The sequence below is a fragment of the Sphingorhabdus sp. genome (genome assembly GCF_023910635.1).
Classification (GTDB): domain Bacteria; phylum Pseudomonadota; class Alphaproteobacteria; order Sphingomonadales; family Sphingomonadaceae; genus Sphingorhabdus_B.
Window position 1 is genome coordinate 1 of sequence record NZ_JAAVVZ010000014.1, and the last position, 24,904, is coordinate 24,904.

19 protein-coding genes are annotated in these 24,904 nt (G+C 56.4%); 11 read left to right on the forward strand and 8 right to left on the reverse strand.

Annotation, left to right across the window (positions count from 1 at the left end; translation table 11 throughout):
- Positions 1-146: 146 nt before the first annotated feature.
- Complete coding sequence (gene prfA / locus HEQ34_RS09350) at positions 147-1,223, forward strand: peptide chain release factor 1 (protein WP_296199937.1); 1,077 nt, start codon at positions 147-149, stop codon at positions 1,221-1,223.
- Positions 1,224-1,457: 234 nt separating this feature from the next.
- On the opposite strand, the gene HEQ34_RS09355 is transcribed toward prfA, so the two are convergent.
- The 4 genes from HEQ34_RS09355 to HEQ34_RS09370 are packed head-to-tail and all read right to left on the reverse strand — an operon-like array spanning position 1,458 to position 6,461.
- Positions 1,458-2,525, reverse strand: coding sequence for an LLM class flavin-dependent oxidoreductase (locus HEQ34_RS09355; protein ID WP_296199938.1), 1,068 nt, complete (start codon positions 2,523-2,525; stop codon positions 1,458-1,460).
- Positions 2,522-3,424 (reverse strand): aldo/keto reductase, encoded by a 903-nt coding sequence (locus HEQ34_RS09360; protein ID WP_296199939.1) that lies wholly within the window; start codon positions 3,422-3,424, stop codon positions 2,522-2,524. The genes HEQ34_RS09355 and HEQ34_RS09360 overlap by 4 nt, the downstream gene beginning before the upstream one ends.
- Positions 3,421-4,452, reverse strand: a complete 1,032-nt coding sequence (locus tag HEQ34_RS09365; RefSeq protein ID WP_296199940.1) for a LacI family DNA-binding transcriptional regulator — start codon at positions 4,450-4,452, stop codon at positions 3,421-3,423. Before HEQ34_RS09365 ends, HEQ34_RS09360 begins: the two co-directional genes overlap by 4 nt.
- Entirely contained in the window at positions 4,449-6,461 is a 2,013-nt protein-coding gene (locus HEQ34_RS09370) for an alpha-glucosidase (protein ID WP_296199941.1), read from the reverse strand. The genes HEQ34_RS09365 and HEQ34_RS09370 overlap by 4 nt, the downstream gene beginning before the upstream one ends.
- A gap of 212 nt (positions 6,462-6,673) precedes the next feature.
- Here HEQ34_RS09370 and HEQ34_RS09375 point away from each other — a divergent pair, with 212 nt between their 5' ends.
- The 9 genes from HEQ34_RS09375 (at position 6,674) to HEQ34_RS09415 (ending at position 19,423) form a co-directional block, all read left to right on the forward strand.
- Positions 6,674-9,067, forward strand: coding sequence for a TonB-dependent receptor (locus tag HEQ34_RS09375; RefSeq protein ID WP_296199942.1), 2,394 nt, complete (start codon positions 6,674-6,676; stop codon positions 9,065-9,067).
- Between the two features lie 508 nt (positions 9,068-9,575).
- Entirely contained in the window at positions 9,576-9,947 is a 372-nt protein-coding gene (locus tag HEQ34_RS09380; protein WP_296199943.1) for a BlaI/MecI/CopY family transcriptional regulator, read from the forward strand.
- A complete protein-coding gene (locus tag HEQ34_RS09385; protein WP_296199944.1) occupies positions 9,944-11,572 on the forward strand; it encodes a M56 family metallopeptidase in 1,629 nt (542 codons plus the stop codon). The genes HEQ34_RS09380 and HEQ34_RS09385 overlap by 4 nt, the downstream gene beginning before the upstream one ends.
- 105 nt (positions 11,573-11,677) lie before the next feature.
- Positions 11,678-12,592: an MBL fold metallo-hydrolase gene (locus HEQ34_RS09390; RefSeq protein WP_296199999.1), complete on the forward strand. Its 915-nt coding sequence runs from the start codon at positions 11,678-11,680 to the stop codon at positions 12,590-12,592.
- Positions 12,593-12,744: 152 nt separating this feature from the next.
- Entirely contained in the window at positions 12,745-13,737 is a 993-nt protein-coding gene (nadA, locus tag HEQ34_RS09395; RefSeq protein WP_296199945.1) for a quinolinate synthase NadA, read from the forward strand.
- A 70-nt stretch (positions 13,738-13,807) separates the two neighbouring features.
- Entirely contained in the window at positions 13,808-15,913 is a 2,106-nt protein-coding gene (locus HEQ34_RS09400) for a transglycosylase domain-containing protein (RefSeq protein WP_296199946.1), read from the forward strand.
- Positions 15,910-17,478 carry a serine protease gene (locus tag HEQ34_RS09405; protein ID WP_296199947.1) on the forward strand — a complete coding sequence of 523 codons (1,569 nt, stop codon included), beginning with the start codon at positions 15,910-15,912 and terminating at the stop codon, positions 17,476-17,478. Before HEQ34_RS09400 ends, HEQ34_RS09405 begins: the two co-directional genes overlap by 4 nt.
- Before the next feature lie 42 nt (positions 17,479-17,520).
- On the forward strand, positions 17,521-18,981 hold the full coding sequence (locus tag HEQ34_RS09410; protein ID WP_296199948.1) for an ABC transporter substrate-binding protein: 1,461 nt from the start codon (positions 17,521-17,523) through the stop codon (positions 18,979-18,981).
- Between the two features lie 19 nt (positions 18,982-19,000).
- Positions 19,001-19,423 carry a DUF4112 domain-containing protein gene (locus HEQ34_RS09415; RefSeq protein ID WP_296199949.1) on the forward strand — a complete coding sequence of 141 codons (423 nt, stop codon included), beginning with the start codon at positions 19,001-19,003 and terminating at the stop codon, positions 19,421-19,423.
- A gap of 2 nt (positions 19,424-19,425) precedes the next feature.
- On the opposite strand, the gene HEQ34_RS09420 is transcribed toward HEQ34_RS09415, so the two are convergent.
- The 4 genes from HEQ34_RS09420 to fsa form a co-directional block, all read right to left on the reverse strand.
- Positions 19,426-19,992, reverse strand: a complete 567-nt coding sequence (locus HEQ34_RS09420; RefSeq protein WP_296199950.1) for a ribonuclease T — start codon at positions 19,990-19,992, stop codon at positions 19,426-19,428.
- 151 nt (positions 19,993-20,143) lie between these two features.
- Positions 20,144-20,992: a carboxylating nicotinate-nucleotide diphosphorylase gene (nadC, locus tag HEQ34_RS09425; RefSeq protein WP_296199951.1), complete on the reverse strand. Its 849-nt coding sequence runs from the start codon at positions 20,990-20,992 to the stop codon at positions 20,144-20,146.
- A gap of 97 nt (positions 20,993-21,089) precedes the next feature.
- Positions 21,090-21,698, reverse strand: coding sequence for a GTP cyclohydrolase I FolE (gene folE / locus HEQ34_RS09430; RefSeq protein WP_296200000.1), 609 nt, complete (start codon positions 21,696-21,698; stop codon positions 21,090-21,092).
- A 196-nt stretch (positions 21,699-21,894) separates the two neighbouring features.
- Positions 21,895-22,548, reverse strand: coding sequence for a fructose-6-phosphate aldolase (fsa, locus tag HEQ34_RS09435; protein WP_296199952.1), 654 nt, complete (start codon positions 22,546-22,548; stop codon positions 21,895-21,897).
- A 147-nt stretch (positions 22,549-22,695) separates the two neighbouring features.
- Here fsa and HEQ34_RS09440 point away from each other — a divergent pair, with 147 nt between their 5' ends.
- Complete coding sequence (locus HEQ34_RS09440) at positions 22,696-24,873, forward strand: primosomal protein N' (protein ID WP_296200001.1); 2,178 nt, start codon at positions 22,696-22,698, stop codon at positions 24,871-24,873.
- The last annotated feature ends 31 nt before the right edge of the window (positions 24,874-24,904 follow it).

The window sequence follows — 24,904 nt, forward strand, 5'->3', positions numbered from 1 at the left end:
GTTCGCACAAAGGCACGAAGGCATAAAGAAGTTGCTTCGGGTCTTCGTGTCTTCGTGCGAACTAAAATCGTATAGCGTGCGGAAATATGAGACCATGGGTTCCCGCTTTCGCGGGAATGACAATTTTTGGGTATTGGGGGCGTGACTTGAAAATCTCCCCACACCGCATCGCGATGATTGAATCGCGCTTTTCCGAACTTGAGGCGCGGATGGCTTCTGGGCAGTTGGAGGGCGACGCGTTTGTCGCCGCCTCGCGCGAATATGCCGAGTTGGAGCCTGTGGCCAAGGCCGCAGCCGAAGTCCGGCGCTTGCGCACGGAAATCGAAACGCTTGGCGCTATGGCGCAGGATAATTCCGACCCTGATTTGCATGCGATGGCGGTTGAGGAGCTGGACGTTGTAACGCAGCAGTTGTCGAACGCGGAGACGTCGCTCGCTATTTCGTTGCTGCCGCGCGATTCTGCCGATGACCGCCCTGCGATGCTGGAAATTCGTGCGGGCACGGGCGGCGATGAGGCTGCGTTATTCGCAGGTGATCTGTACCGCATGTATGAACGCTATGCCGCGGGGCAGGGGTGGAAGATTGAGCCGATTTCGGTCAGCGCCTCCGATGTGGGTGGCTATAAAGAAGTGGTCGTCGCGATCAAAGGCACGGGCGTATTTGCCAAGCTGAAATATGAAAGCGGCGTCCACCGTGTGCAGCGCGTGCCCGTGACCGAAAGCGGCGGGCGGATTCACACCAGCGCGGCAACGGTGGCGGTTCTGCCTGAGCCGACGGAAGTGGATATCCAGATCGAGGCGCGCGACCTGAAAATCGACGTTTACCGTGCGTCGGGTGCGGGTGGACAGCATGTGAACACGACGGATTCTGCCGTACGCATTACCCACCTGCCGACCGGAATAGTCGTCACCTGTCAGGACGGACGCAGTCAGCACAAGAACAAGGAACAGGCCATGCAGGTCTTGCGTGCCCGAATGTATGAAAAAGAGCGTGAGGAGGCGCAGGGGGCCGAAGCAGAGGCACGCAAGGCGATGGTTGGCTCAGGCGACCGATCCGAGCGCATCCGCACCTATAACTTTCCCCAAGGCCGCGTGACGGACCATCGGATCAACCTGACGTTGCATAAGCTGCCCGAGATATTGGAAGGCGGTGGATTAAGTGAATTGATCACCGCGTTAATCGCCGAGGATCAGGCCGAACGTATGGCGGGATTGGGGGAGTAACCACTTCTCCCCTCCCGCAGGCGGGAGGGGCCGGGGGTGGGGCGAGCCGAAGGCGAGGATGCGACGGTGTTTTTTGGGAGTGGGTTTTACCTCCTTATCGTCACCCTGAACTTGTTTGTGCAAGCAGGCCTGCGGCTCCAGGGTCCATTTCGCCTCTGCACCCTTTGGTTGATGTGGCACGATGGATGCTGAAACAAGTTCAGCATGACCAAGTGAGAAAAGAGGTAAGACTTACTAAACCGCCAACCGTCCATGTTCCAACCGGGGCAACACATGGCGCGCGAACATGTCGCATTCGTTGATATGGGGGTAGCCGGACAGAATGAATGCCTCGATACCCACCGCGCGGTAGGCGTTGATTTTGGCGAGCACTTGGTCTGGGTCGCCAACGATTGCCGCGCCGCAGCCTGAACGGGCCCGGCCAATGCCGGTCCACAGATTATCCTCCAGATAACCATCATTCGCCGCAGCTTGTGCGCGCAGTTCGGCCTGATGCGCAACGCCGAAGGTTTGGGTGTCGAGCGATTTGTTCCGGATGGCCTCGCCCTGATCGGCATCAAGCTTGGACAGCAAGCGGTTGGCGTAAGCGCGCGCCTCGGCCTCGGTTTCGCGGACGATGACATGGGCGCGGAAGCCATATTTCAGCGTGCGACCGAATTTGGCTGCGCGCGCGGTCATGTCGTCGACCAAGTCCTTGGCACCCTGCAATGTTTCGGGCCACATGAGGTATACGTCGCAACCTTCGGCGGCGGCGTCCTTGGCGGCTGGTGACAGGCCGCCAAAATAGAGCGGCGGGCATTTACCGCTGACTGTTTTCATGCGCGGAGGGTCGATGTCGATCTTGTAATGCTCGCCGTCAATCGACAGATGTTCGCCGTTCAGCAGCGTCTTCAATATGTGCATTGCCTCAACCGTGCGGCGATAGCGCGGTTCGGAATCCATCTTGTCACCGGGCAAGTCCGACGAGATGATATTCACGTTCAACCGCCCGCCCGAAATCTGATCCAGCGTAGCGATCTGCCGCGCAAGCTGGGGTGGCCAGCTTTCGCCGATACGCACAGCCATCAGCAATTTGATCCGCGTGGTTAGCGCCGCAATCGCGCTGGCAAAGGCGGTGGTGTCCAGGCCAAGGGTATAGCCCGATGGCAGCAAGATGTTGTCAAACCCGCCTTTTTCGGCGGCCAAAACGATATTGCGGCAATGTTCCCAGCTGGAGGCCAAATTGGGGTCGGGGACGCCCAGAAATTCATAGTCGTCATCGCAAAGCGCGGAGAACCAGCTTACTTCGACAGGCGTGTTCATGGCAGCGGCACTCCCCTTGCGGCAACAAGGACGCTGTACCAATCGGCGCGTGTCCATTGAATTTTGAACGCATCAGCAGCTTCGGTTATGCGCGCCGGGTTTTGCGAGCCGACAATCGGGATGGGCCGGGCGGGGTGCGCCATAATCCAGCTATAGGCCGCCGCCGTGCGCGATACACCATGCGCCGTCGCAACCGCCGAAAGGGCAGTAGCAACATTTTGCTCACGCGCATTTTGCGGGTCGCCAATCCGTCCGCCGCCCAATGGCGACCATGCCATCACCGCAAGGTCCATCGCTATCGCTTGATCTAGCTCGCCATTTTCGACGGTGTCGATCCGCAAGGGCGATAATTCGGGTTGTGTCGAAACGATGGGAACCGGGCTAAATTGCGCCAGTGTCGAAATCTGCGCTTGCGTAAAGTTGGACACGCCGAACGCGCGGATCTTGCCTGCTGTATGTGCATCCTCAATGGCGCGGGCGATTTCCTGGGGATGCGTTAACACGTCTGGCCGGTGAATTTGCCACAGGTCGATGCGGTCAGTGCGCAAACGCGTCAGGCTGTCATTGATCGCTTTGGTCAGATATTCCACGCTGCTGTCATAAGGCGTTGGCGGGGTGATGCCGCCTTTGGTCGCCAGTATCATGCGGTCGCGATATTCAGGGGCTTGCGCAAATATGTGGCCAAGCAGTTCTTCGGCCTTGCCAAAACCTTGGTCGCCAAAACCGTAAATATCGGCGGTGTCAAACAGGGTGATGCCAGCTTCAAACGCGGCATCAATGGCGGCTCTAGCAGCGGACAATTCAAGCCCGGCAAAGCGCCACATGCCCCATGCTAGGGACGAGATTTCTATACCACTTTTGCCCAACGGGCGCGTGTGCGGAGGGAGGGGAAGCGTCATGATTTTTTGCTCTTTTTTGGATAAGGGGAATAGGGTGGTGCCACGGATTCGCGGCTGATAAGTTCATGAGGCAGGCGACGATGCTCAATCCCGCCTTCACCAAACAACAGGTCGGCGGCGGTCGAAGCAAGGTCGCGAACCGGCTGGCGCACGGTCGTCAAGGGCGGCCAGACAACACGCGCCAGCGTGGTATCGTCAAAGCCCACAACCGAAAGCTGCTCTGGGATTTGAATGCCGCGCCGATGCGCGACCGCAAGCACGCCCGATGCCATGTCGTCGTTCGATGCGAAAATCGCGGTTGGCGGGTGCTTAAGCGACAAGAACTGCTCGGTGGCAGATACGCCGCTTTCAAAATCAAACCGTCCTTCGGCAATCAGGTCAGAATCAACCGATATGCCGACGCGTCCCAATGCACGTTCATAACCCGCTTGTCGTTCCGTACTCGCCTTATGGTTTGGGTGGCCCTTGATAAAGCCGATCCGCCGATGGCCGATGTTGATGAGCTTCGTCGTCATGTCGTCGGCGGCCTGCATGTCATCCATGAAGACTGAACTGGTCAACGCATGGTTGGTCCCCGGCGAAATGCGCACAAACGGAATGTTGAGCGCCTCAAGCGCGTTGAGCACAGGCACGCAATCAGTGACGGGGGAGGAGAGTATCGCGCCGTCCACATGCGTTTGCCGCACCATGCCGCGCACCTGTTCACCGACGTCTGGGTCTGCAACATCGACCGGCTGCGCGATTAAGCGCATGCCCTCTTGATGGCAACGGTCCCAGCATCCTTGCATGATCTGGTGCATATAATAAGGGCTGTGATTGTCGTAGATCAAAGCGATCTGTCCGGATTTGGTACCTGCTAATATGCGCGCGGCGATGCTAGGGCTAAAGCCAAGCTCCGACATGGCGGCGTCCACTTTGGCCTTGGTGGACGCGCTCACATAAGGATGGTCGTTGAGCACGCGGCTGACGGTTTTTACCGCCACGCCGGCTAGCTTTGCGACATCACGTATATTGGCGCGCGGGTTCATGCAGCGTACGCCATGTGGATGGACGCAAATAGGTCAGCATAATTGCTGTCGATGCGGGTGAAGACCGGGGGTTGGCCGTTCGGCGCGGCAATGTCGTGCGTGCCTTTGCCATAGGTCTTGCCCGACCACAGATGGACCCAGTCGCCATCGGGTATCACCACCGAGCGGCTGTCTTGGCCTTCCGCAACGACCGGTGCCACGATCATGTCTGCACCATAGAGATATTGGTCCTGAATGTCGTAATATGCCGGGTCGTCATAATGCAGAAACATAGGCCGTTGCAGCGGCAGGCCAGTTGCCGCCGCTTCGTCGCAAAGCGCACGAACATAAGGCGCAAGCTGCGCATGGACTTGGCTCATCCGTGCAAAATGGCTGAGGATTTCCGGGCTACTGTCGAGTTGCAGATTGTCCGCCGGGCGATTGCCTTCATGGCTGCGCATCACTGGGGCAAATGCGGCAAGGTCGATCCAGCGGTGCATGAGCTCTGCCGTCCGCACAACGCCGTGCAGGCTGGTGTATCCGCCCAAGTCGCTATGGTGATAGGCATTGCCCAACAAGCCGGACGACAAGGCTGCTGTTATGACCGTGTTGATGCCGTCATGCCGCGTGAAATCGACACATTGGTCGCCCGCCCATAATAAGGGGCAATAGGCCTGAACGCCGGAAAAACCTGCACGCATGAAAAAGGTCGCGTCATGCGTTTTGCCGCGCGAGGCGATGGCATCGGCGTTCACCTTCGCCCATAAGACGGGCCAGCGATTATGCGCCTCCATCGGGTCGGATCCGTCGAACAAGCGCACATCGGTTGGCAGATATTCGCCAAAATCGGCCATCCATCCTGACAGCCCGAAATCGAGCATTTCTTGGCCGATGATGCGATCGGCAAACCAGTTCGCGGCGTCGGGATTGGTGAAATCCACTATGCCTGCGTCAAATTCTCCGAAGTCGACGGCATAGGCTGTGTCGCTGTCCTGCCGCAATGCGAGATAATTGTTGGCCAGCGCCTCTTGATACAGCGCGCCATCCACTGCCAGATAGGGGTTCACATAGCCCAAAAAGCGAATGCCACGTTTGGCCAGCGAAGCGATGTGCGCGGGCAGGTCGGGATAGCGCGCGGCATTCCATTTCCAGTCCCAGAACAGGCGCTTACCAAAACTTGTTTGACGGATGCCAACCCAATCCTCGCACCACAGCCCCGTAATCGCCGCGCCAGAGGCAGCTATAGTCTCGAAGCGGTCAAATGTGTCTGCGCCGTCCTTAAGGCCGACAATTGCCCCAGAAATCGCCCAATCTGGCAAGGGCGGTTGACGCCCGAAACGGTTGGACAACTTTGTCACCAGATCGGGCAGCGATGGCGCGTCGAATAGCTCCAAATCCATATTGGCCGACCAGCATTCGACACCAACACGGCCCGCTTCGGTCAGATCTAGGACAGTATAGGCTGCCGTTTCGAGGTGCACCGCATGCAGCGCACTGCTCACCCATGTCGGCTGCGGATAATTGGTCGTCCAATAATCACCGCCCGCCAAGCCATTGGTATCCATGGTCTGCGTAAGCGCGGTCGACTTATCGCGGCCAACCCCAGGCTCCGACGTCCAGAACGGAAAGCGACGCCCGTTAAGCCGCAAATAAGACATTTGCTCCCCGCCGCCCCAAAATGCTTCGGACGCTTCGGATTGCATATTTATCCAAAGACGGTTGAAGGCGGGGTCACTGCAACGCAGTTCAAGTGCCGATTGCTGGGCCCGCTGCGTCAGCTTGAGCGTAACCACCACATCAGGGCGCGCCGCATTCCAAAGGCGGATGATGCCACCTGCTTCGGCACAGCAATCCAGCACTAATCGTGTTTCAACGATGTCGTCGATGCGAAAATTGCCACGAACCATTTCAAGGTCCGGTGATCCAATTCCCACTTCAATCGCAGGCGCCTTATTGCGATGAGACATCATGCAGACGTCATCGCGCAGTAGGTCAAAACCCTCTGATCGCATCATGACCGTGAATGGCAATGTTTGCTCCTTTAATCTTGTCAGGGTGACCGCTATGACAACATTGCAACAGTCCCGACTTAAAAATCGTCGCCATATGACACCGCTAGACATATTGAGTCAATCTGGTAACAACCCGGCCATTGATAAGGCATATCCCAATGTAGCTTTTATTGCTTGAACGAACTCAAGTGATTTGGTTGAGAAACGGATGGCCATTTTTAGGGAGGTATATGATGTTCAGTTCTGAATTTAAGAAAACGTCTTTCATCCGCGCTTCGTTGTTCGCGAGCGCCGCAATTATGGCCGGTGTCAGCCTGCCCGTAATGGCACAAACCGCCCCGGCAGAAGATGATACGGCCAATGCAGAAATCATCGTAACCGCGCAGAAGCGTGAAGAGCGTTTGCAGGATATTCCGCTTGCCGTTTCTGTTGTTGGCGGAGAGGCTGTTGCCAATAATGGCGGCATTACGCTTGAAAATGCGCAGTATCTTGTTCCAAGCCTGAACTTCCGTAAGGCGGGAACGTCGCTGAATCAGGCATTGTTCCTGCGCGGCGTTGGCACCATCAACTTCTCGATTGCCGCTGAACCTTCGGTCGCTGCCGTTCTCGACGGCGTTGTTTTGAGCCGCGCGGGCGAAGGCTTTACAGATTTGTTCGACGTTGAGCGTATCGAAGTGTTGCGCGGACCGCAGGGCACATTGTTCGGAAAGAATGCATCTGCCGGTGTTGTAAGCATCGTGACGAAGCGTCCAACGGCTGAATATGGCGCGACGGTTGAAGGTTCATTCTTCACCAAATCCGAATATCGCGGCCGTGCGACGGTGAACTTGCCACTCGGTGCTAATGTGCGTTCGCGCTTCACCGGATTTTACGGAAGCTATGATGGCAACATTAACAATCTGACCACCGGCAAAAAGGTCAATGGCTATGAACATTACAGTGTTCGTGGCGCGATTGAGGCCGATGTCGGCGAAAATGTCATGCTGACGTTGCGCGCCGATTACCGCAAAGCCGATGATGATTGCTGTGCCGAAATTATTGGTAACACGCCAACCAATGCTGCTGCTCTGGCGCTGGTTGGAACTGGCTTTGATGGTTCGGATTCACGTAACATTCGGCAGAACCTCGTCACCGCGACGAAGGAAGAAAGCTGGGGCATTGCGCTGCAAGCAGACGTTGAATTGGGCGAACATAGCCTGACTTCGATCACCAGCTATCGTGGTTGGGATAATACTGAAATCCGCGATGGTGACTGGCTCGACCGGCCCTATGTTGGTTTGAACCAGTTGCACGATAATGGTCCGCAAACATCGAACACCTTTAGCCAGGAAATTCGGATTGCTTCGCCCACTGGCGAATTCCTCGAATATGTTGTCGGGGCATATTATTCGAGGGCGGAATCGGACCGTACATTCACGCGTAATGTGATTACCTGTTCGGCATCAACGCTCGCTGCGGTTGTACCGGGTCTCGTGCCTTGCTCAACCACTGCGGGTGCATCGACGATCACAACCCCTGCTGGAACGGCAGACTTTGGTTCGATATTCAAAAATATGTCGGTATTTGGTCAAGCGACGTTCAACCTATCGGACAGCCTGCGTTTGATTGGTGGCTTGCGCTACACACATGACGAGCTGGACGTAAACCATATCCGCCGTACCTCGCTCGCAGGTCCAGGTGTGCAAGGAAACTTCGACGCTGGCGTTTACAATAATGGTCTTGTGGCAACAGCGCCAGCGACAGGCTTTGTGGCCGGCACGTCAAACGGCGTTCCCTTCACCACCAGCACTAGCAACAATAACCTCTCGGGTAAGGCAGCCGTGCAGGCCGATCTCACTGCGAATAACATGGCTTATGCAAGCTATACCCGCGGTTACAAGGGGCCAGCCTATAACATCTTCTACAACCTAACGACGCTGGGCGCGGGTGTTATCGCACCAGAAACAGTCAACGCGTATGAAGTGGGTTTGAAAAATACGTTCCTTGACGGCGATCTGATTGTTAACCTCGCGGCATATTATGCAAAATATAACAATTATCAGGCGAACGGCCCCGATTTCGTGGCCGGTGTGCGTACCACGCGCCTGACAAATGCAGGTTCGGTCTCCACCAAGGGCTTCGAACTCGACTTTGTCGCTACCCCCTCGCGTAACTTCACCCTTTCGGGGGGCGTTGCTTACAACAAGGCACAGGTTGAGACTTTCCGATTGCCGCCGGGCGCGGATGCATCACAATTGGTTGCCAAGGGCACGCCGTTGGCGAATGCACCAAAATGGAAAATGTCGCTTGGCGCGCAATATGACATCGAAACTTCGGGCTTTGCGAATATCGAATTGGGAAGCCAGATTGCGATGCAGTCAGACCAGATTTACGAAGCGAGTGCGAACCCAGCGGTACGCCTTGGTTCAACCGTTGATGGCTACGCGATTGTCGATTTGTCCGCAGCTTTGGTAGATCCCAATGATGGTTGGCGCCTTGCGTTTCAGGTTAAGAACCTGTTCGATAAAAGCTTTGCCTCTTCGATTGTATCGGGTGGCCCTGGCGGTGCATATCGCTTCATCATCCCCCGCGAGGCCGATCGTTATTTTGGCGTAACTGCGAAGATCAACTTCGGCGCGAATTAATCTGAACGCGACACATTAAAATGAAAAGGCTGGAATCCACATCGGGTTCCGGCCTTTTTTTTTGCGATTTTTTTGCGGACGAAAAAATGTGGGAACGCGAGATAATCGGAGAAGTCCGCATCTTCGCAGCGATGGTTTTCAAGCGACATGTCGCAACCAGTTCGGCGATTGTCTCACGCATGTTGACTAGGGTCAGGACCTATTAAATCCACCTTCGCGGTTTGAGGCCATACTGTTCAGTGCAAGGCGGCAAGCGCAGGACTTAGTGGTTCTAAGTCCAAGCTTGCCAACGTGGCAATGGACAGTATGGGTCAAATCCGAAGGACGCCAAAATGGCTTCGATCTCAAAGCAAAATGCCCTTGCAGGCAGAATAACTGCCTGCGGCGGACATTTTCCTTCGATATCTTTGCCATTTTGACGCCGCGAAGGTGGATTTAATAGGTCCTGACCCTAAGGACGTTTACAACTGTAATCGAATCAATTACAGGTGTAGTCGGAGGATGAAGAATGTCATCGGAACGTATCAGCGACGCTGAATTAACGATCATGGAAATATTGTGGGAACGTGCACCGCTGACTGCGACCGACGTGGCCGTGCGGCTGCCGGATGACCGTGAATGGTCCTTACCCACGGTCAAAACCTTGCTGTCGCGACTGCTCGGTAAAGCAGCGGTCGAGCACCACGTCGACGGACGACGCTTTCTGTATTCGCCGCTCATCGGTCGTGAGGATTATGTGGCGCATGAATCGAAGCGGCTGGTGAACCGACTTTTTGGCGGCAAGTTTATGCCATTGTTCGCGCATCTGGCGGAGCAAGAAAATCTCAGCGCTGCCGACATATCCGAAATGGAAAGATTGTTGCAGGAGATGAAATCATGAGCACGGACTTCATGGGGGCATGGCTGTTCGACACATTTGTGGTGACCAGTATGCTGATGCTGCTGGTTTTGCTCCTGCGGCGGCCTGTGGCGCGGCATTTTGGCCCAAGCGTCGCCTATGCACTTTGGTGTATTCCGGCTGCTCGCGTTTTTATGCCTTCGCTGGAGGGCGCGCCTGCACCCAATTTGGAGAGCGGGACAGCATTACAGGACAATGTGCGGGACGCGATCTTTGCGGGTATAGCTACGCCGGAAAATACGGCCTCCGCAACGAGCCAAATGGCGAACATGCCATCGGTCGATTATACCGTGCTTGGTTTGACATTATGGCTTGGCGGCGCAACGTTGTTTTTTATCATACAGATGATCCGCTACACCTCTATGCGCGACGAGCTTTTGTCTGAGGCGACTGAAATCGCAAATATCAACGGCATCAGCGTTGTTGCCTCGGATCAGGTGGCCGGACCGCTCGCCTTCGGCCTGTTCAAACGCTATATTGCGGTGCCGCAGGATTTTACCAAAAGCTATTCTGCTGAGGAGCGCGAACTCGCCATTGCGCACGAAATGGCGCATCACCGTTCGGGCGACCTGTTTGCCAATTTGGCGGCGTTCATCTTATTGTGCCTTTCATGGTTCAATCCGGTCGCATGGCTGAGCTGGAACGCCTTTCGTATTGACCAAGAAGCGGCATGCGACGCGCGCGTCTTGGCGGGGAAGGATACGCAGGACCGCGTCATATATGGAAGGGTATTGGCGCGCACGGCGTTTGATGGCGTGCCGGCCTTTGCCACTGCGCTAAATTCCCCAAAAACTATTATCGAACGATTGCGGCGGCTCAATATGAAGAATGCCAGCACAAAAAGGCGCTTGCTTGGTAAAATCGGCATAATTGCTGCCGCTGCTTTGGTCCTGCCACTAACCGCAACGGTCGTGCCTGCGGTGGTCGCGCAGGATGAAACTGTTGCCGATGGCAAAGCCGAAACGGTCAAGCGCGACGGCAAAACCGTTGATATCGTCGGCCATGATGGCGATGGCCAAAAGGTCACCAGGGTCGAACGTGACGGAACGGTCTTCATCTTCCGGACCGACAAGACGCCGACGCGGGGCGAAGTCGAAAAGATGATCGAAGAGGCTGAAACGGATGCCAAGGAGGCAGAAACCTATGCCAAAGAGGCGGACGAGGCCGTGAGCGAAGCCGATATTGCACAAATTGAGGCCGACACGGCCATGGCATCCGCCGAGTTCGGGCGCGGAATGGCACAGGCCACGCGCGGAATGGCACAGGCCAATCGAGTCATCGTAAATGCCGCCGTCGATATAGCGAAGATCGACATTCAGGACATGACCCAAAACTGCACCGCCGGGCAATACCTATCCACCGATGTTAAAAGCATTGATGGCACGAGCAAGGCGCGCGTTCGCCGTGTGACGTGCGGCGAGCCGTGTGATGTGTGCGGGAAGCGGCAGGCCAAGATTGCCATGGTCAAAGCTCTAACGGACTTGCGCGCGGCACGCCGTGACATTGTTTCGGCAACAGAAATGCCCAAAGCCGTGCGCAAAGATGTGATGGGAAGGCTTGATAACGAGATCCGCAAGCTCGAAACGCAAACGGACAATATCAACTAACAGGGAAACTATAGCAGAACCCCCAGCATCCCTTTTCGGTTCTGCCGGGGCGGTTTTTACGGGCCGCCCCTTTTTCTTTTGTACGTTATGCGCCATATCGCCGGGATGAAATGGCCCGACACCATCACAGCAGGCGAGATTGAGCAGCATGAGCCGCTCGTGCGGCGCGTTCTGGCACCCAATGCTTCGCCTTATACCTATACGGGCACGCAGACGTGGATTGTCGGCAATAGGACAGACGTCGCCGTTATCGACCCGGGACCTGTCGGGAGTGGCCAAAGCATGGGTGACCCGGCAGACATTCATGGCGAGGGCCATGTGGAGGCGATCTTGCGCGCAGTGGGCGATGCCAAGGTAACTGCCATCCTATGTACGCATACCCACCGCGACCATTCGCCCGCCGCCGCGCCATTGAAAGCCGCAACGGGCGCGCCGATCATTGGCTGTGCGCCCTTGGTGCTGCGCGATGATGGTCCGCGCGCCGATAGCGCCTTTGACCCTGATTACCACCCAGATCGCATCCTGCAGGACGCAGAGGCCATTTCAGGCGATGGCTGGACCATTGAGGCCGTGGCGACGCCGGGACACACAAGTAACCATCTCTGCTTTGCTTTACGTGAAAGCGGCGCTTTGTTCACCGGCGACCATGTGATGAAATGGTCGACAAGCGTTGTCAGCCCGCCAGACGGCGATATGCGCGATTATCTGGCGAGCTTGCAAAAGCTATATGAACGCGATGACCGCATTTATTACCCGGCCCATGGCCCGGCGGTAAACAACCCGCGTCAATTGGTGCGCGGGATGATCGGTCATCGCCGCCAGCGCGAACGCCAGATTGTGACCTTGCTGGAGGGCGGCGAGGGACACATTCCCAATATGGTGGCCGTGATGTATAAAGGCTTAGACCCACGCCTTATTGGCGCCGCAGGTCGCTCGGTTCTTGCGCACCTTATCGATTTGCAAAATCAGGGGCGTGTGGCGGCGCAAGGCGATGGCTGGCATCTCGTAACGGAGAAGTGAAGCCATCATAATGATATGGCATGGCCTTGCGCACCCAACGCGAAAAAACCGATAAGAGCCCGAAGCTAGCCTTGTTTCGCGAACCCAAATCGACCACATAGGCATTCAGTAAAGATGCCGGAACAGGTCCGGCATGGCAAAGGTAGTACCGCATGAACGCCCCAACGCCCCGCGAAAACTTGCAAGGCCTTGATCTGCTCGCAGAAATCACACGGCTGAAAAAAGAACGCAATGCCGTCATTCTCGCGCATTATTATCAAAAGCCCGAGATTCAAGACTTGGCAGACTTCGTGGGCGATAGCCTTGAGTTGAGCAAGCGCGCGGCAGAGACCGACGCCGACGTAATCGCCTTTTGCGGCGTGAAATTCATGGCGGAAACCGCAAAGATTTTAAGTCCGCAAAAAACCGTCATACTGCCGGACATGGCCGCTGGCTGTTCATTGGAAGATGCGTGCCCGCCCGGTAAGTTCAAGGCGTTTCGGGAGGCCCACCCTGACCATATCGCGCTGACCTACATCAATTGTTCCGCCGAAGTGAAGGCGCTGTCCGATATCATCGTGACCAGCAGCAGCGCCGAAACGATCCTGAACCAAATTCCGCCAGAGCAGAAAATCATTTTTGGTCCTGACCGGCATTTGGGCGGCTATCTTGCCCGCAAGTTCAACCGCGACATGCTCTTGTGGCCGGGCGTATGTATTGTGCATGAGGCATTTTCGGAAACCGAACTTTTGAAGCTTAAGGCCCAATATTCCGGTGTTCCCGTTGCCGCCCACCCCGAATGTCCGCCGCATATTATCGACCATGCGGATTATGTCGGCAGCACGAGTGGCATATTGCAATATGCGCAGACGATGGAGGGCGATACCTTGATCGTCGCTACTGAGCCGCACATCATCCACCAGATGGAAAAGGCGGAGCCGAGCAAGACATTTATCGGCGCGCCCGGTGCAGACGGCAACTGCGCGTGCAATATCTGCCCTTATATGGCGCTCAATACGATGGAGAAACTCTACCTCGCTTTGCGCGATCTGACGCCGCAGATTGAGCTTGATGAAACAGTACGTTTGGCCGCGAAAAAGAGCCTCGACCGGATGTTGGAGATGGCGAGCGGAACCGTCGGCAAGGGCGATCTCGGTCGGGCATGATTGGCTGATGACGAGGACTATCAAATATATACTCGCCTTAACCGTTACATCGATATAATACAGCCACGCGATGCTTTTCCGGCGCTCTTCTTCCGATAAAAATACGGATATCGACAGTCGGCTTGCCGCTTTCGATGATAGCTATGCGCAGCGTTTTCCCGACGATCCGCAGCCATGGAATGAAGCTACCCCCGCCCCGGCCAAGCGACTGTTTTTAGGCAAGACGCGCTGGTGGTGGTTCGGACGAACGATCGCGGGCATGATCGCAATGTTCGTTCTCCTGTTGCTTTGGCTAGCGGTCACCGCACCATTGTCAAAATCGCTTCAGCCGATTGCGCCGCCGCGCATTACATTGCTTGCGTCAGACGGCACACCCATCGCGCGCAACGGGGCAATCGTTGATAGACCCGTCGACGTCACCCAATTGCCCCCGCATGTGGTGCAGGCTTTTTTGTCGATCGAGGATCGCCGTTTCTATTCGCATTGGGGCATCGATCCGCGCGGCCTGGCGCGGGCCGCATGGTCGAACGCCTTCGGCAGCGGCATGACTCAAGGCGGCAGTACGATTACGCAGCAGCTTGCCAAATTCACCTTTCTCACGCCCGAACGTAGCCTTACCCGCAAGGCGCGTGAAATGCTCATTGCCTTTTGGCTTGAGGGGCGCCTTACAAAGGACGAAATCCTCGGACGGTATCTGTCGAACGTCTATTTTGGTGACAATGTCTACGGTTTGCGCGCCGCATCCCTGCATTATTTTTATCGCCAGCCGGAGCGTTTAACGCTTAGCCAATCAGTCATGCTGGCTGGCCTTGTGCAGGCACCGTCACGTCTGGCCCCGACCAAGAACCCCGAACGTGCCGCAAAGCGGGCTGGGCTCGTGCTCAGGGCCATGGTGGCCAATAAGGCCATTACCCAAGCCAAAGCTGATGCCACCCGCGTAGCGCGGCTGGACGTGCGTGTCCGCGAGACATTGCCAACCGGTACGTATTTCGCCGACTGGGCCATTCCGCAGGCGCGGCTTCTAACCGAAAGCGGATATTCCGACGTGCGGATAACCACGACCCTTGATGCCCGCTTGCAGAATATTGCCCGAAAGGTTGTCGCCCGCGCGGGCGTTGGTGATGCGCAAATCGCGTTGGTCGCGATGCGTCCAAATGGTGAGGTCGTCGCGATGGTTGGTGGCAAAAGCTACAAACAATCCGCCTTTAACCGTGCAACGCAGGCCAAACGGCAGCCCGGATCGACCTTCAAACTGTTTGTGTATCTGGCGGCACTTCGTTCGGGCATGACGCCGCAGTCGATGATTGCCGATACGCCCATTAACGAAGGCAGTTATCGCCCGAAAAACGCCGGGTTGCGCTACCGGGGCGATATCACGTTGGAGCAAGCCTTTGCCCAATCGAGCAACGTCGCTGCCGTGCGGCTGTACCAAAAAGTAGACGGCAAACAGGTGGAGAAAGCTGCGCAAGACCTTGGCATCCTTAGTCCGCTCACTTTGGACCCCAGCCTTGCGCTTGGCAGTTCAGGCGTTACCTTGCTAGAATTGACGGCGGCTTATGCGGGCGTGGCGGGCAACCAATGGCCTGTTGAACCGCACGCCTTTAAACAAGAGGAACAAGGCTGGATTGAGTGGTTGTTCTCCGGACCGCGTTCTTTCAGTGGGCGAATGCACGGGATGCTGCTGGATTTATTGGAGGCATCGGTGAAGCAAGGCACGGGAAGGGCCGCGCGGCTTTCGATTCCGGCCTATGGGAAAACCGGTACCAGTCAGGATAATCGCGATGCCTTATTTGTCGGCTTTGCTGGCGATTTGGTGGTTGGGGTGTGGATCGGTAATGACGACAACAGGCCGCTAAAGGGCATTAACGGCGGCGGGTTGCCAGCGCGGATCTGGCGGGATTTCATGTCGCAGTCTATCCGCAATGCAGCGCCGGTGAACAGACAAAAAACCCCTCAGACGCCAGACCCAGAAGGTCCGATTGAACAGCTTGACCTGCCTGAATTGCAGGAATTGCCGATCGACATCGGCAATTCGGACATTCGCATTGACCAAAAACAGGGCGTCACCGTGAACACAGATGTCAACGGCGTTCCGTTTGAAATTACACTTGATCGCGATGGTGCCAATATTCAGACTACCCCATCTGCGGAACGCCCCGCGCCGGAACCCAGATGATGCACACATTTTTTTCCATGGTTAGCTTCATGCGATATCTTGCGGCGTTGTGCCTCTTTCTGTCTCCGTTATTGGTTGCTCCCGCACTTGCCGATGCAAGTGACATCAGCGCCGCATCACGCAGCGTGGTGCGGGTCATCGTATACAGTTCTGCCGAAGGACAGCAGAGCATCGTCAGCATCGGGTCTGGCGTGGCTGTTGCGCGCGACAAAATCGTTACCAATGCCCATGTCGTTGAAATGGCCAGCGTGGACGACAGCGTGCAGATCGTCATCGTACCCTCCGATGGCACGCAAAGCTATCGCGCAAGAGTTTCTGCCAGCATGCCGGGTAAAGACCTTGCCTTGTTGCAACTGACATCTGGCGCGCTTGTCCCTGCAAGCATTTTCGCAGGAACGCCAGAGGATGGCGCGGACGTCTTTGCCATTGGTTATCCCGCTAGCGTCGATGTGGCCTTGGAGCAGAGCGAAGCCGATGTGCTCCGCCCGCAGCAACCCGTCAAAACGCGGGGAACGGTCTCATCCGGACGGACGTCGAAGTCCGTAGAATCGCTTTTGCATACGGCACCCATTGCTCCGGGTAATAGCGGCGGGCCCATCGTTGATGCCTGCGGACGGGTGCTGGGTATCAACAGTTTCGGTTCCGTGCCCACCGACGGCGGCGCTGAATTTTACTTCGCCATATCGGCGCGCGAATTGTCGGCATTTCTTGTCAATCGCGGTGTCACGTTCCGTTCTGTGCGGGGTGATTGCCGGTCCGTCGCCGAATTGACGCGCGCCGAGGCGGAACTTGAGGCATCCACACGCGCCAAGATGGAGCAAGAGGCGCGTGTTGCCTCCGAACTGCAACGCAGCCGTGAAGGCAAAGTACGCAGCGACGCCGAACATGCCGTCATTGGAGAGCGGGAAAACCATCTGGCACTGGCCGGGCTGTTGCTGGTGTTAAGCGCGGTCGCAGGTGGCGCTGCGTGGCAGTTTTCCGAACGTGGCCAGCGCGACCGCTTTAAAGGCGCAACCGCCGCCGGCGCCGTGCTTTTTGTAATGGCAGTAGGGATTTTTGCGGCCCGCCCGTCTTTCGATGAAGTCGATGATCGGGTCCGGGCTGCATTGACTGCCGATATGCCAGACGATGCGATTGCCGAAAAGAAGACCGCTGCTGCCGAACCGCGGTCGAAAATCTGCGTATTGCAACCCGAACGTAGCCGCGTCACGATGTCTGATACTGCGGACGTTGAATTTACGTGGCAGCCCAATGGTTGCATCAACGGGCGCACGCAATATCTCGAAAGCGGCGGCCGGTGGGTCCGAAGCTTTGTGCCCAACAATGACGCGCAAATTTCCGTCATAAGCTACACACCAGAAACCGATATTTACCGTATTGAGCGTTTCTTGCCGGGCAATGATGCCATGCAATCTGCACGTGAGGCACGGCAACTCTACGACGTAAAAACCTGCACCGCGGACCAGAGCCAGCTAACCAACATTGAGAATATGAATAAGACGATTGCCATGCAATTACCGCCCGCGCCGAACGAGATATTGCTGTTCTCATGCTCTGACCGCTGAATCTTGGATTGTGCGTCGGGACTTAGGGCTTATGGTGGCGGCATGATCCGCTCGCTGTCGATGTTGTTGTTGTTATTGTTATTGTCCGCAACACTTGCCGGATGCTCCGAAGGCGTCGACAATGAACGCGTCCGGGTTGACGTTATCGAAGATCGTCCCCGGCCTTTGAATGTATCCGCAACGCCGCTGCCGTTGGCGTCTGCTTATCTGCGCGCTGCCACGGCCCAAGGACTAGTCACTTTCGATGAAAAAGGACGCGTTGCGCCCGGCCTCGCCAATCGCTGGATCGTGACCGAAGACGGCATGAGTTATATCTTTCGCCTGAATAAAGCGCTCTGGAATGACGGGCGTGAGGTAGAGTCAAGGGAGGTTGCACGTCTTCTGACTGCCCGCATCCGGGAATTGCGCAAGGGGCGCCTTGGTGCCGAACTGGGTGTCATTGACCGTGTCGTCGCGATGACGGGTAAGGTGGTGGAAATCAGGCTGAAGGCCCCTATGCCCTATCTGTTGGAATTGCTCGCTTTGCCGGAGTTCGGGTTACTCAGCAAGGGCGCTGGATCGGGTCCGATGCAGGCCAAGAAATTTGGACCGGTTATGCAGTTGCGGCGCAATGAAATCGACGATGAAGGCGCGCAATTCCAGGGCAATGCAATGGTAACATTACAACGCGGCGCGGCCTCAACGGTGCTTGCCCGTTATGCACTTGGACAAAGCGACCTTGTCGAAGGCGGACGGTTTGACAGCTTTCCCTTGCTCGATGCGGCAAACATACGGGCTGATCAAATCCAATTTGACGCGGTCCCGGGATTATTCGGTTTGCAGGTGGTTAATGACGGACCCTTTCTGTCCGACACGGCAAATCGAACGGCGATTGCTATGGCTATTGATCGCCCCAAATTATTGACGGCGTTTGATATTGTGGCGTGGCAGGAAACGGTTACCTTGGTTCCCGAAAGCTTACCAAATCGTGCGCGTATAGCCCGGCCTGCTTGGTCAGCGCCATCAATGGAAGAACGCAGGGCGATGGCAGCTGCGACGGTCGCCAATTGGAAAAATGCGAATGGCGCGCTCCGCGCATTACGGGTTGCTTTACCGCGTGGTTATGGCAGCCGGATATTCTTTGCGCGTTTGCGGGCTGACCTTGCAACAATCGGCATTGATATTGAACGGGTGACAATGGACCGACCGCATGACTTGCTGCTCGTTGACCGTACCGCGCAACAATCGAGTCCGGCATGGTATCTGGATCAGCTATCGTGCACATTTGCTACGATCTGTAGCGCACGGGCGGACGAGATTGTGGCCGAAGCGCGCCGAACGACCGATAGCGCGAAGCGCGCGCAGTTATTGGGGGAGGCAGAGGCCGAGTTGCAGACCACCGTTGCCTTCATCCCTATTGCAAATCCTTTGCGTTGGTCGGTCGTCCGGCCCGGCCTACTGGGGCATTTTGCCAATGGTCGTGGGTGGCACCTGTTGCAATATCTTGGACGTGACCCGACATAGGCACAAAGGAGTAGCTTCAGTGCCGATTTCGCAGGAAGAATTTGCGCGTATTGCCAAGGATTTGCCGGGCATGGGTAATGACCCGCATGCCGTGCGCGCCCGTGTCGAAGCGCTTGAGAAGATATTGGAGCGTGCCTTCTTTATTCCGGGCACGAAAATTCCATTTGGGCTGGATAGTGTGATTGGCCTTGTCCCTGTGCTGGGTGACCTCGTTACCGCGGCCATGGGCGCTTATATGGTATGGGAAGCCCGCAATCTGGGCATGTCCAAATGGCAGTTAATTCGCATGACTGCCAATATCGGTATTGATACCGCCATTGGCGCAATTCCTTTTGTCGGCGACGCGTTCGACCTTGTCTGGCGTTCGAACAGCAAGAATTTGCGGATTATCAAGAAACATCTCGACAAACATCATCCTGCGACGCGGATTATTGAGGGCTAGGTCTAACGCCCGCGCCAGATTTTTATCTGCGCTGTGGCCGGGGCGCGGCGCGTAAATGCCGGACATCGCCGGGGCTTGAAATCCTTGCCAAGACACATGCGCACTTCTTGTAGCCAGCCTTTGCTGTTGGTCTGCACGGCAATGGCATATGCGGGCAGGCCATCATTGAGATCAGCAAATCTTTCGGCCAGTGTTGCTGCCGTCAGGTGTGTCCCGCGTTCGGGTTCGCGGGACAGCCGCGCCATGTCGGGAAATTCAATCGCTTCGAACAGCAACCGAGCTGCCGCGAAATAGGCGTCGGGCGTTGCCGCCATGCAACTGCCATGCTTTGCCCATTGATGCTGCAGCAATTGGGGGGACGGGCTGAGGCAGATATTATCTGAGACCGACCGCCGGGGCAGAACGCCAACCGCGCGGCAATATTGCGGGTAATTGGCCCCTTTGGCCTCAGGCCACAGTCCATGCAGGACAAAACCGAAGTCCCCAATTTCACCCGAACATTGGAACCGCGCCGCAGGATCGCGCATCCGCCCGCGGCAATATTCCGGGCTCCAACTGAGTGCCAGCATATAGCCATCTATGGCCGTACGCCTTATTTGACCGGACGGCGGCAATTCCAAGGCCGGGCGCGGAAGAAATCGGGGTGGTTGGCATTGCCAAGCTTGCGCCATGGTCGGTGCAGGCTGGAAAGCTGCCACGACACCTAAAAATATGAAAAGCTTAAGCCTGCGCAAAGTCCAGCCCGATGTCGGCAGCAGGCGCGCTTTGGGTCAGGCGGCCAACCGAGATATAGGTGACGCCAGTTTCCGCTTTGGCGCGGATCGTTTCCAACGTCACCCCGCCCGATGCCTCAGTCGGCACCCGGCCAGCGATCAGCTTTACCGCCGCGCGCAACATATCTGCGTCCATATTGTCGAGCAGCAAATGGCTTGCCCCTGCCGCCAGGCCGGGTTCAATCTGCGCAATGCTGTCTACTTCAAGGATGATGCGTTCAACCCCTGCATTTTTCGCGCGGGCGACAGCTTCAGCTACGCCGCCTGCAACGGCAACATGATTGTCCTTGATCATGGCTGCATCCCAAAGGCCCATGCGATGGTTTGTAGCACCGCCTATGCGCGTCGCGTATTTTTCAAGCAGCCGAAGGCCGGGAATCGTTTTTCTTGTGTCCAAAAGGATGCAACCCGTTCCTGCGATAGCATCGACATATTGCCGTGTCATTGTCGCAATGCCCGACAGATGCTGCACAGTATTCAGCGCCGAGCGTTCCGCGGTGAGCATGGCCCGTGCATGACCCTTTAAGCGCATGAGGTCAGTGTCAGCGGGCACTTGCGCGCCCTCCTCGACTAACAGCTCTATCTCCATCGACGGATCGAGCGCATGAAAAAACGCGACTGCGATGGGTAAGCCTGCCACGGTTATGGCATCGCGACTGTCCATGACCCCGTTGAAACGGACATCAACCGGAATGACGCTTTCAGACGTGACATCTTTGCCAGTCGGACCCAAATCTTCGGCAAGCGTCGCACGGACGAAAGCGTCCATATCAAATGAGGGAATGTGAAAAGGCATATTGCTGTTATCCGGCCTGAACATGATTGGCGACTATGCCCCAAATATGGGTAAGTTCGCTATCGCCAACAATAACTGAAAACCTTTTATCGAGTGATCAATAGCCCATCAGGCTCATGACTTCCTTGCGGCTCGATTGATCGTCCAGGAAACAGCCAATGAGTTTTGACGTTACCATGCCAACGCCGTGCACCTTCACACCGCGTCCAGTCATACAACCATGCTGCGCCTCAATAACAACCGCAACGCCCTCTGGCTTGAGATTTTCCCAGATGCAGTTTGCAACTTCGGCCGTCAGGCGTTCCTGCACCTGAAGCCGCTGGGCAAAGCCATGCAAAACGCGCGCAAGTTTCGAAATGCCCACAACCTTGTCGGTTGGCATATAAGCAATCGACGCCTTGCCGATGATGGGTGCCATGTGATGCTCACAATGCGACTGGAACGGAATGTCCTTGAGCAAGACGAGCTCATGATAACCGCCAACCTCCTGAAAGGTGCGCGACAAATGCGCCGCGGGATTTTCGGCATAGCCAGCGCAATATTCGCGCCATGCGCGGCCAACGCGCGCGGGCGTATCGAGCAGGCCCTCCCGCTCCGGATTATCGCCTGACCAACGGATTAGGGTGCGAATGGCGTCTTGAACGTCATCAGGAACGACAATTTTGCCGTTCTCACCGATTTCGTCTTCATAATGGATCTGGGCCATGGGAAATACCTTCTCGGGCTTGTTCATCTTTAGGCTCCGGCAGGCGAAGTGCCCGCTTCTTCAAACGTAAAGATATGTCTACCCGTCTTTAAAAACTATACGGACAATAGCCCATAGGGACTGCATCGCAAACTATGGTGATATAGCCCCCGACGCTGAAATGCTAGGTCCTGGCCCTAATTTATTGCTCAAAAAATTAGCCAATCGCCTGACCAGTTTTGGCCCAATCAGCCAAAAAGCCCTCAATGCCCTTCTCCGTCAGGATATGCTTGAACAGGCCCTTGATAACCGACGGCGGTGCAGTCATCACGTCAGCACCAATTTTTGCGGCTTCAAGTACGTGGATACCGTGACGGACGCTGGCGACTAGGATTTCGGTACCAAAAGCGTAATTGTCATAGATCAGGCGAATGTCGCTGATAAGCTGCATACCATCAAAGCCATTGTCGTCATGGCGGCCAACAAAGGGCGATACGAATGTCGCACCAGCCTTTGCGGCCAATAGCGCCTGATTGGCAGAGAAACATAAGGTCACATTGACCAGTGTGCCTTCAGACGTAAGTGCCTTGCACGTCTTTAGGCCGTCGATGGTCAATGGCACCTTGATGCAGACATTGTCGGCAATCTTCCGCAGGATTTCGGCTTCCTTCATCATTGTCGCATGATCGAGCGCAACGACTTCTGCCGACACCGGGCCATCGGTCAAGGCGCAGATTTCACGCGTGACTTCAATGAAATCCCTGCCGGATTTGGCGATCAACGATGGGTTGGTGGTCACGCCGTCGAGCAAACCAGTCGCCGCCAGATCCTTTATATCGGCAATGTCAGCGGTATCGGCAAAGAATTTCATGGGACTGTTTCCTGATTGGAGATTCGGTTTCATGTCTCTTGGCAAAATATCGGCCAAAACAACAGACCTATTGGAACCAGAACTGCGATGGTGCGAGATGATCATCCAGATGGTGACGTTCGCCGCATCATTGCCTATACCCGCGTCATGAGCTTGCCCAATAACCGCGTCCGTGTTGTCTTGTTGACGCAAGCGATTGGTCCGCTCGATTATCGGCTGCCCGATGATATGATCGCAGGGCCGGGCAGCGTTGTGATGGTGCCACTTGGCCCTCGCAAATTGCCTGGCGTGATCTGGGATGATGATGTTTTCGGCGATGCGGCGGTAGATGCCAGCAGACTTCGCGCGGTACTTGAAATTGTTGATTGTCCGCCGGTTGCGCTGGGCTTGCGTCGCCTGGTCAACTGGGTAGCGGATTATTATCTCACGAGCCATGCGGCGGTCTTGCGCATGGTATTGTCGTCTTCGGCTGCGTTCACGGCGACGGGAACCATTACCGAATATCGCCGTACCGGGTTTGAGCCTGCGCGGCTGACACCACAACGCGCGGCTGCGCTCGACGCTTTGGAGGGCGCGCAAGGTCTTGTGCGCGAGCTAGCGGCAGAAGCTGGCGTCAGCGACGCCGTCATTCGCGGGCTGATCAAAGCCGGCGCGTTTGAAACGGTTACCATCAGCGTCGATTCGCCGCTGCCCGAACCACTGGCAGACTTTGACACGCCAAAATTGAACGATGCGCAGCAATTGGCAGCAAACAGCATGGTCGATGCGGTTCGCAAAGGCGGCTTTGACACATTCGTCCTCGATGGCGTCACAGGATCAGGCAAAACCGAAACCTATTTTGAGGCGGTGGCCGAGGCGTTACGGCTAGGCAAACAGGTTCTGGTGCTTCTTCCCGAAATCGCGCTAACCGCGCCATTCCTTGCCCGCTTCGAGGCCCGCTTTGGCGTCGAGCCAGCGGTCTGGCACAGCAATTTGCGATCCACCCAGCGCCGCCGTGTCTGGCGTGCTGTCGCCGATGGCAGCGCAAAGGTGCTGGTGGGCGCCCGCTCGGCGCTTTTCCTTCCCTTTGCCAATTTGCGCCTGATTATCGTTGATGAGGCGCATGAGACCAGTTTTAAACAGGAAGATGGCGTGCGCTATCATGCCCGCGATGTTGCCGTCATGCGGGGCCATTTTGAAGGATTTCCGGTGGTGCTGGCATCGGCAACGCCAGCGTTGGAATCGCGGCATATGGTGGCCATTGGCCGCTACAAAGCCCTCGAAATTCCGTCGCGCTTTGGCGCGGCCAAGATGCCCGAGATCAAGGCCATCGACCTGACGCTCGACGCGCCCGAATCACAGCATTGGATCGCGCCGACTTTGCTAAAGGCATTGGAAGAACGCGTCGAACGCGGCGAACAGAGCCTGTTGTTCCTGAACCGTCGTGGCTATGCGCCTTTGACCTTGTGTCGGACCTGTGGCCACCGGTTCCAATGCCCCAACTGCACAAGCTGGATGGTCGAACACCGCCTCGTGCGACGGCTTGCCTGCCACCATTGCGGCCATGTCATGCCGCCGCCGGAGGAATGTCCTGAATGCGGCGAAAGCGATACTCTGGTTGCCTGTGGCCCGGGCGTTGAACGCATCAGTGACGAGGTGAACCGCCTGCTGCCGAATGCGCGGACCATCGTTGCGACATCGGACACTTTATGGTCGCCGGAGAAGGCGGCGGAGTTTGTGTCACGTGTCGAGAATAAGGCGGTGGACATCATCATCGGCACGCAATTGGTGACGAAGGGCTATCATTTTCCCGAACTGACTTTGGTCGGGGTGATCGACGCCGATCTAGGGCTTGAGGGCGGGGATTTGCGGGCCGCCGAACGCACCTTCCAGCAAATTGCGCAGGCCGCTGGCCGGGCAGGGCGCGGCGAAAAGCCGGGCGAGGTGTTCATCCAGACACGCAATCCCAATCATCCCGTCATCGCCGCCTTGGTCGCCGGTGACCGCGATGCATTTTATGATGCCGAAACCGAGCAACGCAAATCCGCTGGTGCGCCACCGTTCGGGCGTTTTGCGGCGATCATTATTTCGTCCGAAGATGAACGCGAAGCCATTGAGGCGGCGCGCGCCGTGGGTGGGGCTGCACCGCAGGTGGACGGAATGCATGTCTACGGCCCTGCGCCAGCACCGCTCGCCATGTTGCGTGGTCGTTATCGACAGCGCCTTTTGGTGCATGCCCAGCGCTCGGTCGAGGTGCAGAATATCATCCGTGAATGGCTTGGCGGCTTACAATTCCCACGCGGCGTGCGGGTTGGGGTCGATGTCGATCCTTACAGTTTCCTGTGATGGGATGTTTGAAACTTAAATAGCGGATTTA

What these genes read in the sequence shown, in the direction of transcription:
- nadC (WP_296199951.1), bottom strand. Translation starts at nt 20,992, where the DNA reads ATGCCTTTTCACATTCCCTCATTTGATATGGACGCTTTCGTCCGTGCG.
- nadA (WP_296199945.1), top strand. Translation starts at nt 12,745, where the DNA reads ATGAACGCCCCAACGCCCCGCGAAAACTTGCAAGGCCTTGATCTGCTC.
- HEQ34_RS09405 (WP_296199947.1), top strand. Translation starts at nt 15,910, where the DNA reads ATGATGCACACATTTTTTTCCATGGTTAGCTTCATGCGATATCTTGCG.
- HEQ34_RS09400 (WP_296199946.1), top strand. Translation starts at nt 13,808, where the DNA reads ATGCTTTTCCGGCGCTCTTCTTCCGATAAAAATACGGATATCGACAGT.
- HEQ34_RS09420 (WP_296199950.1), bottom strand. Translation starts at nt 19,992, where the DNA reads ATGCTGGCACTCAGTTGGAGCCCGGAATATTGCCGCGGGCGGATGCGC.
- HEQ34_RS09410 (WP_296199948.1), top strand. Translation starts at nt 17,521, where the DNA reads ATGATCCGCTCGCTGTCGATGTTGTTGTTGTTATTGTTATTGTCCGCA.
- HEQ34_RS09440 (WP_296200001.1), top strand. Translation starts at nt 22,696, where the DNA reads ATGAGCTTGCCCAATAACCGCGTCCGTGTTGTCTTGTTGACGCAAGCG.
- fsa (WP_296199952.1), bottom strand. Translation starts at nt 22,548, where the DNA reads ATGAAATTCTTTGCCGATACCGCTGACATTGCCGATATAAAGGATCTG.
- HEQ34_RS09375 (WP_296199942.1), top strand. Translation starts at nt 6,674, where the DNA reads ATGATGTTCAGTTCTGAATTTAAGAAAACGTCTTTCATCCGCGCTTCG.
- HEQ34_RS09360 (WP_296199939.1), bottom strand. Translation starts at nt 3,424, where the DNA reads ATGACGCTTCCCCTCCCTCCGCACACGCGCCCGTTGGGCAAAAGTGGT.
- HEQ34_RS09365 (WP_296199940.1), bottom strand. Translation starts at nt 4,452, where the DNA reads ATGAACCCGCGCGCCAATATACGTGATGTCGCAAAGCTAGCCGGCGTG.
- HEQ34_RS09390 (WP_296199999.1), top strand. Translation starts at nt 11,678, where the DNA reads ATGAAATGGCCCGACACCATCACAGCAGGCGAGATTGAGCAGCATGAG.
- HEQ34_RS09385 (WP_296199944.1), top strand. Translation starts at nt 9,944, where the DNA reads ATGAGCACGGACTTCATGGGGGCATGGCTGTTCGACACATTTGTGGTG.
- HEQ34_RS09355 (WP_296199938.1), bottom strand. Translation starts at nt 2,525, where the DNA reads ATGAACACGCCTGTCGAAGTAAGCTGGTTCTCCGCGCTTTGCGATGAC.
- HEQ34_RS09380 (WP_296199943.1), top strand. Translation starts at nt 9,576, where the DNA reads ATGTCATCGGAACGTATCAGCGACGCTGAATTAACGATCATGGAAATA.
- folE (WP_296200000.1), bottom strand. Translation starts at nt 21,698, where the DNA reads ATGGCCCAGATCCATTATGAAGACGAAATCGGTGAGAACGGCAAAATT.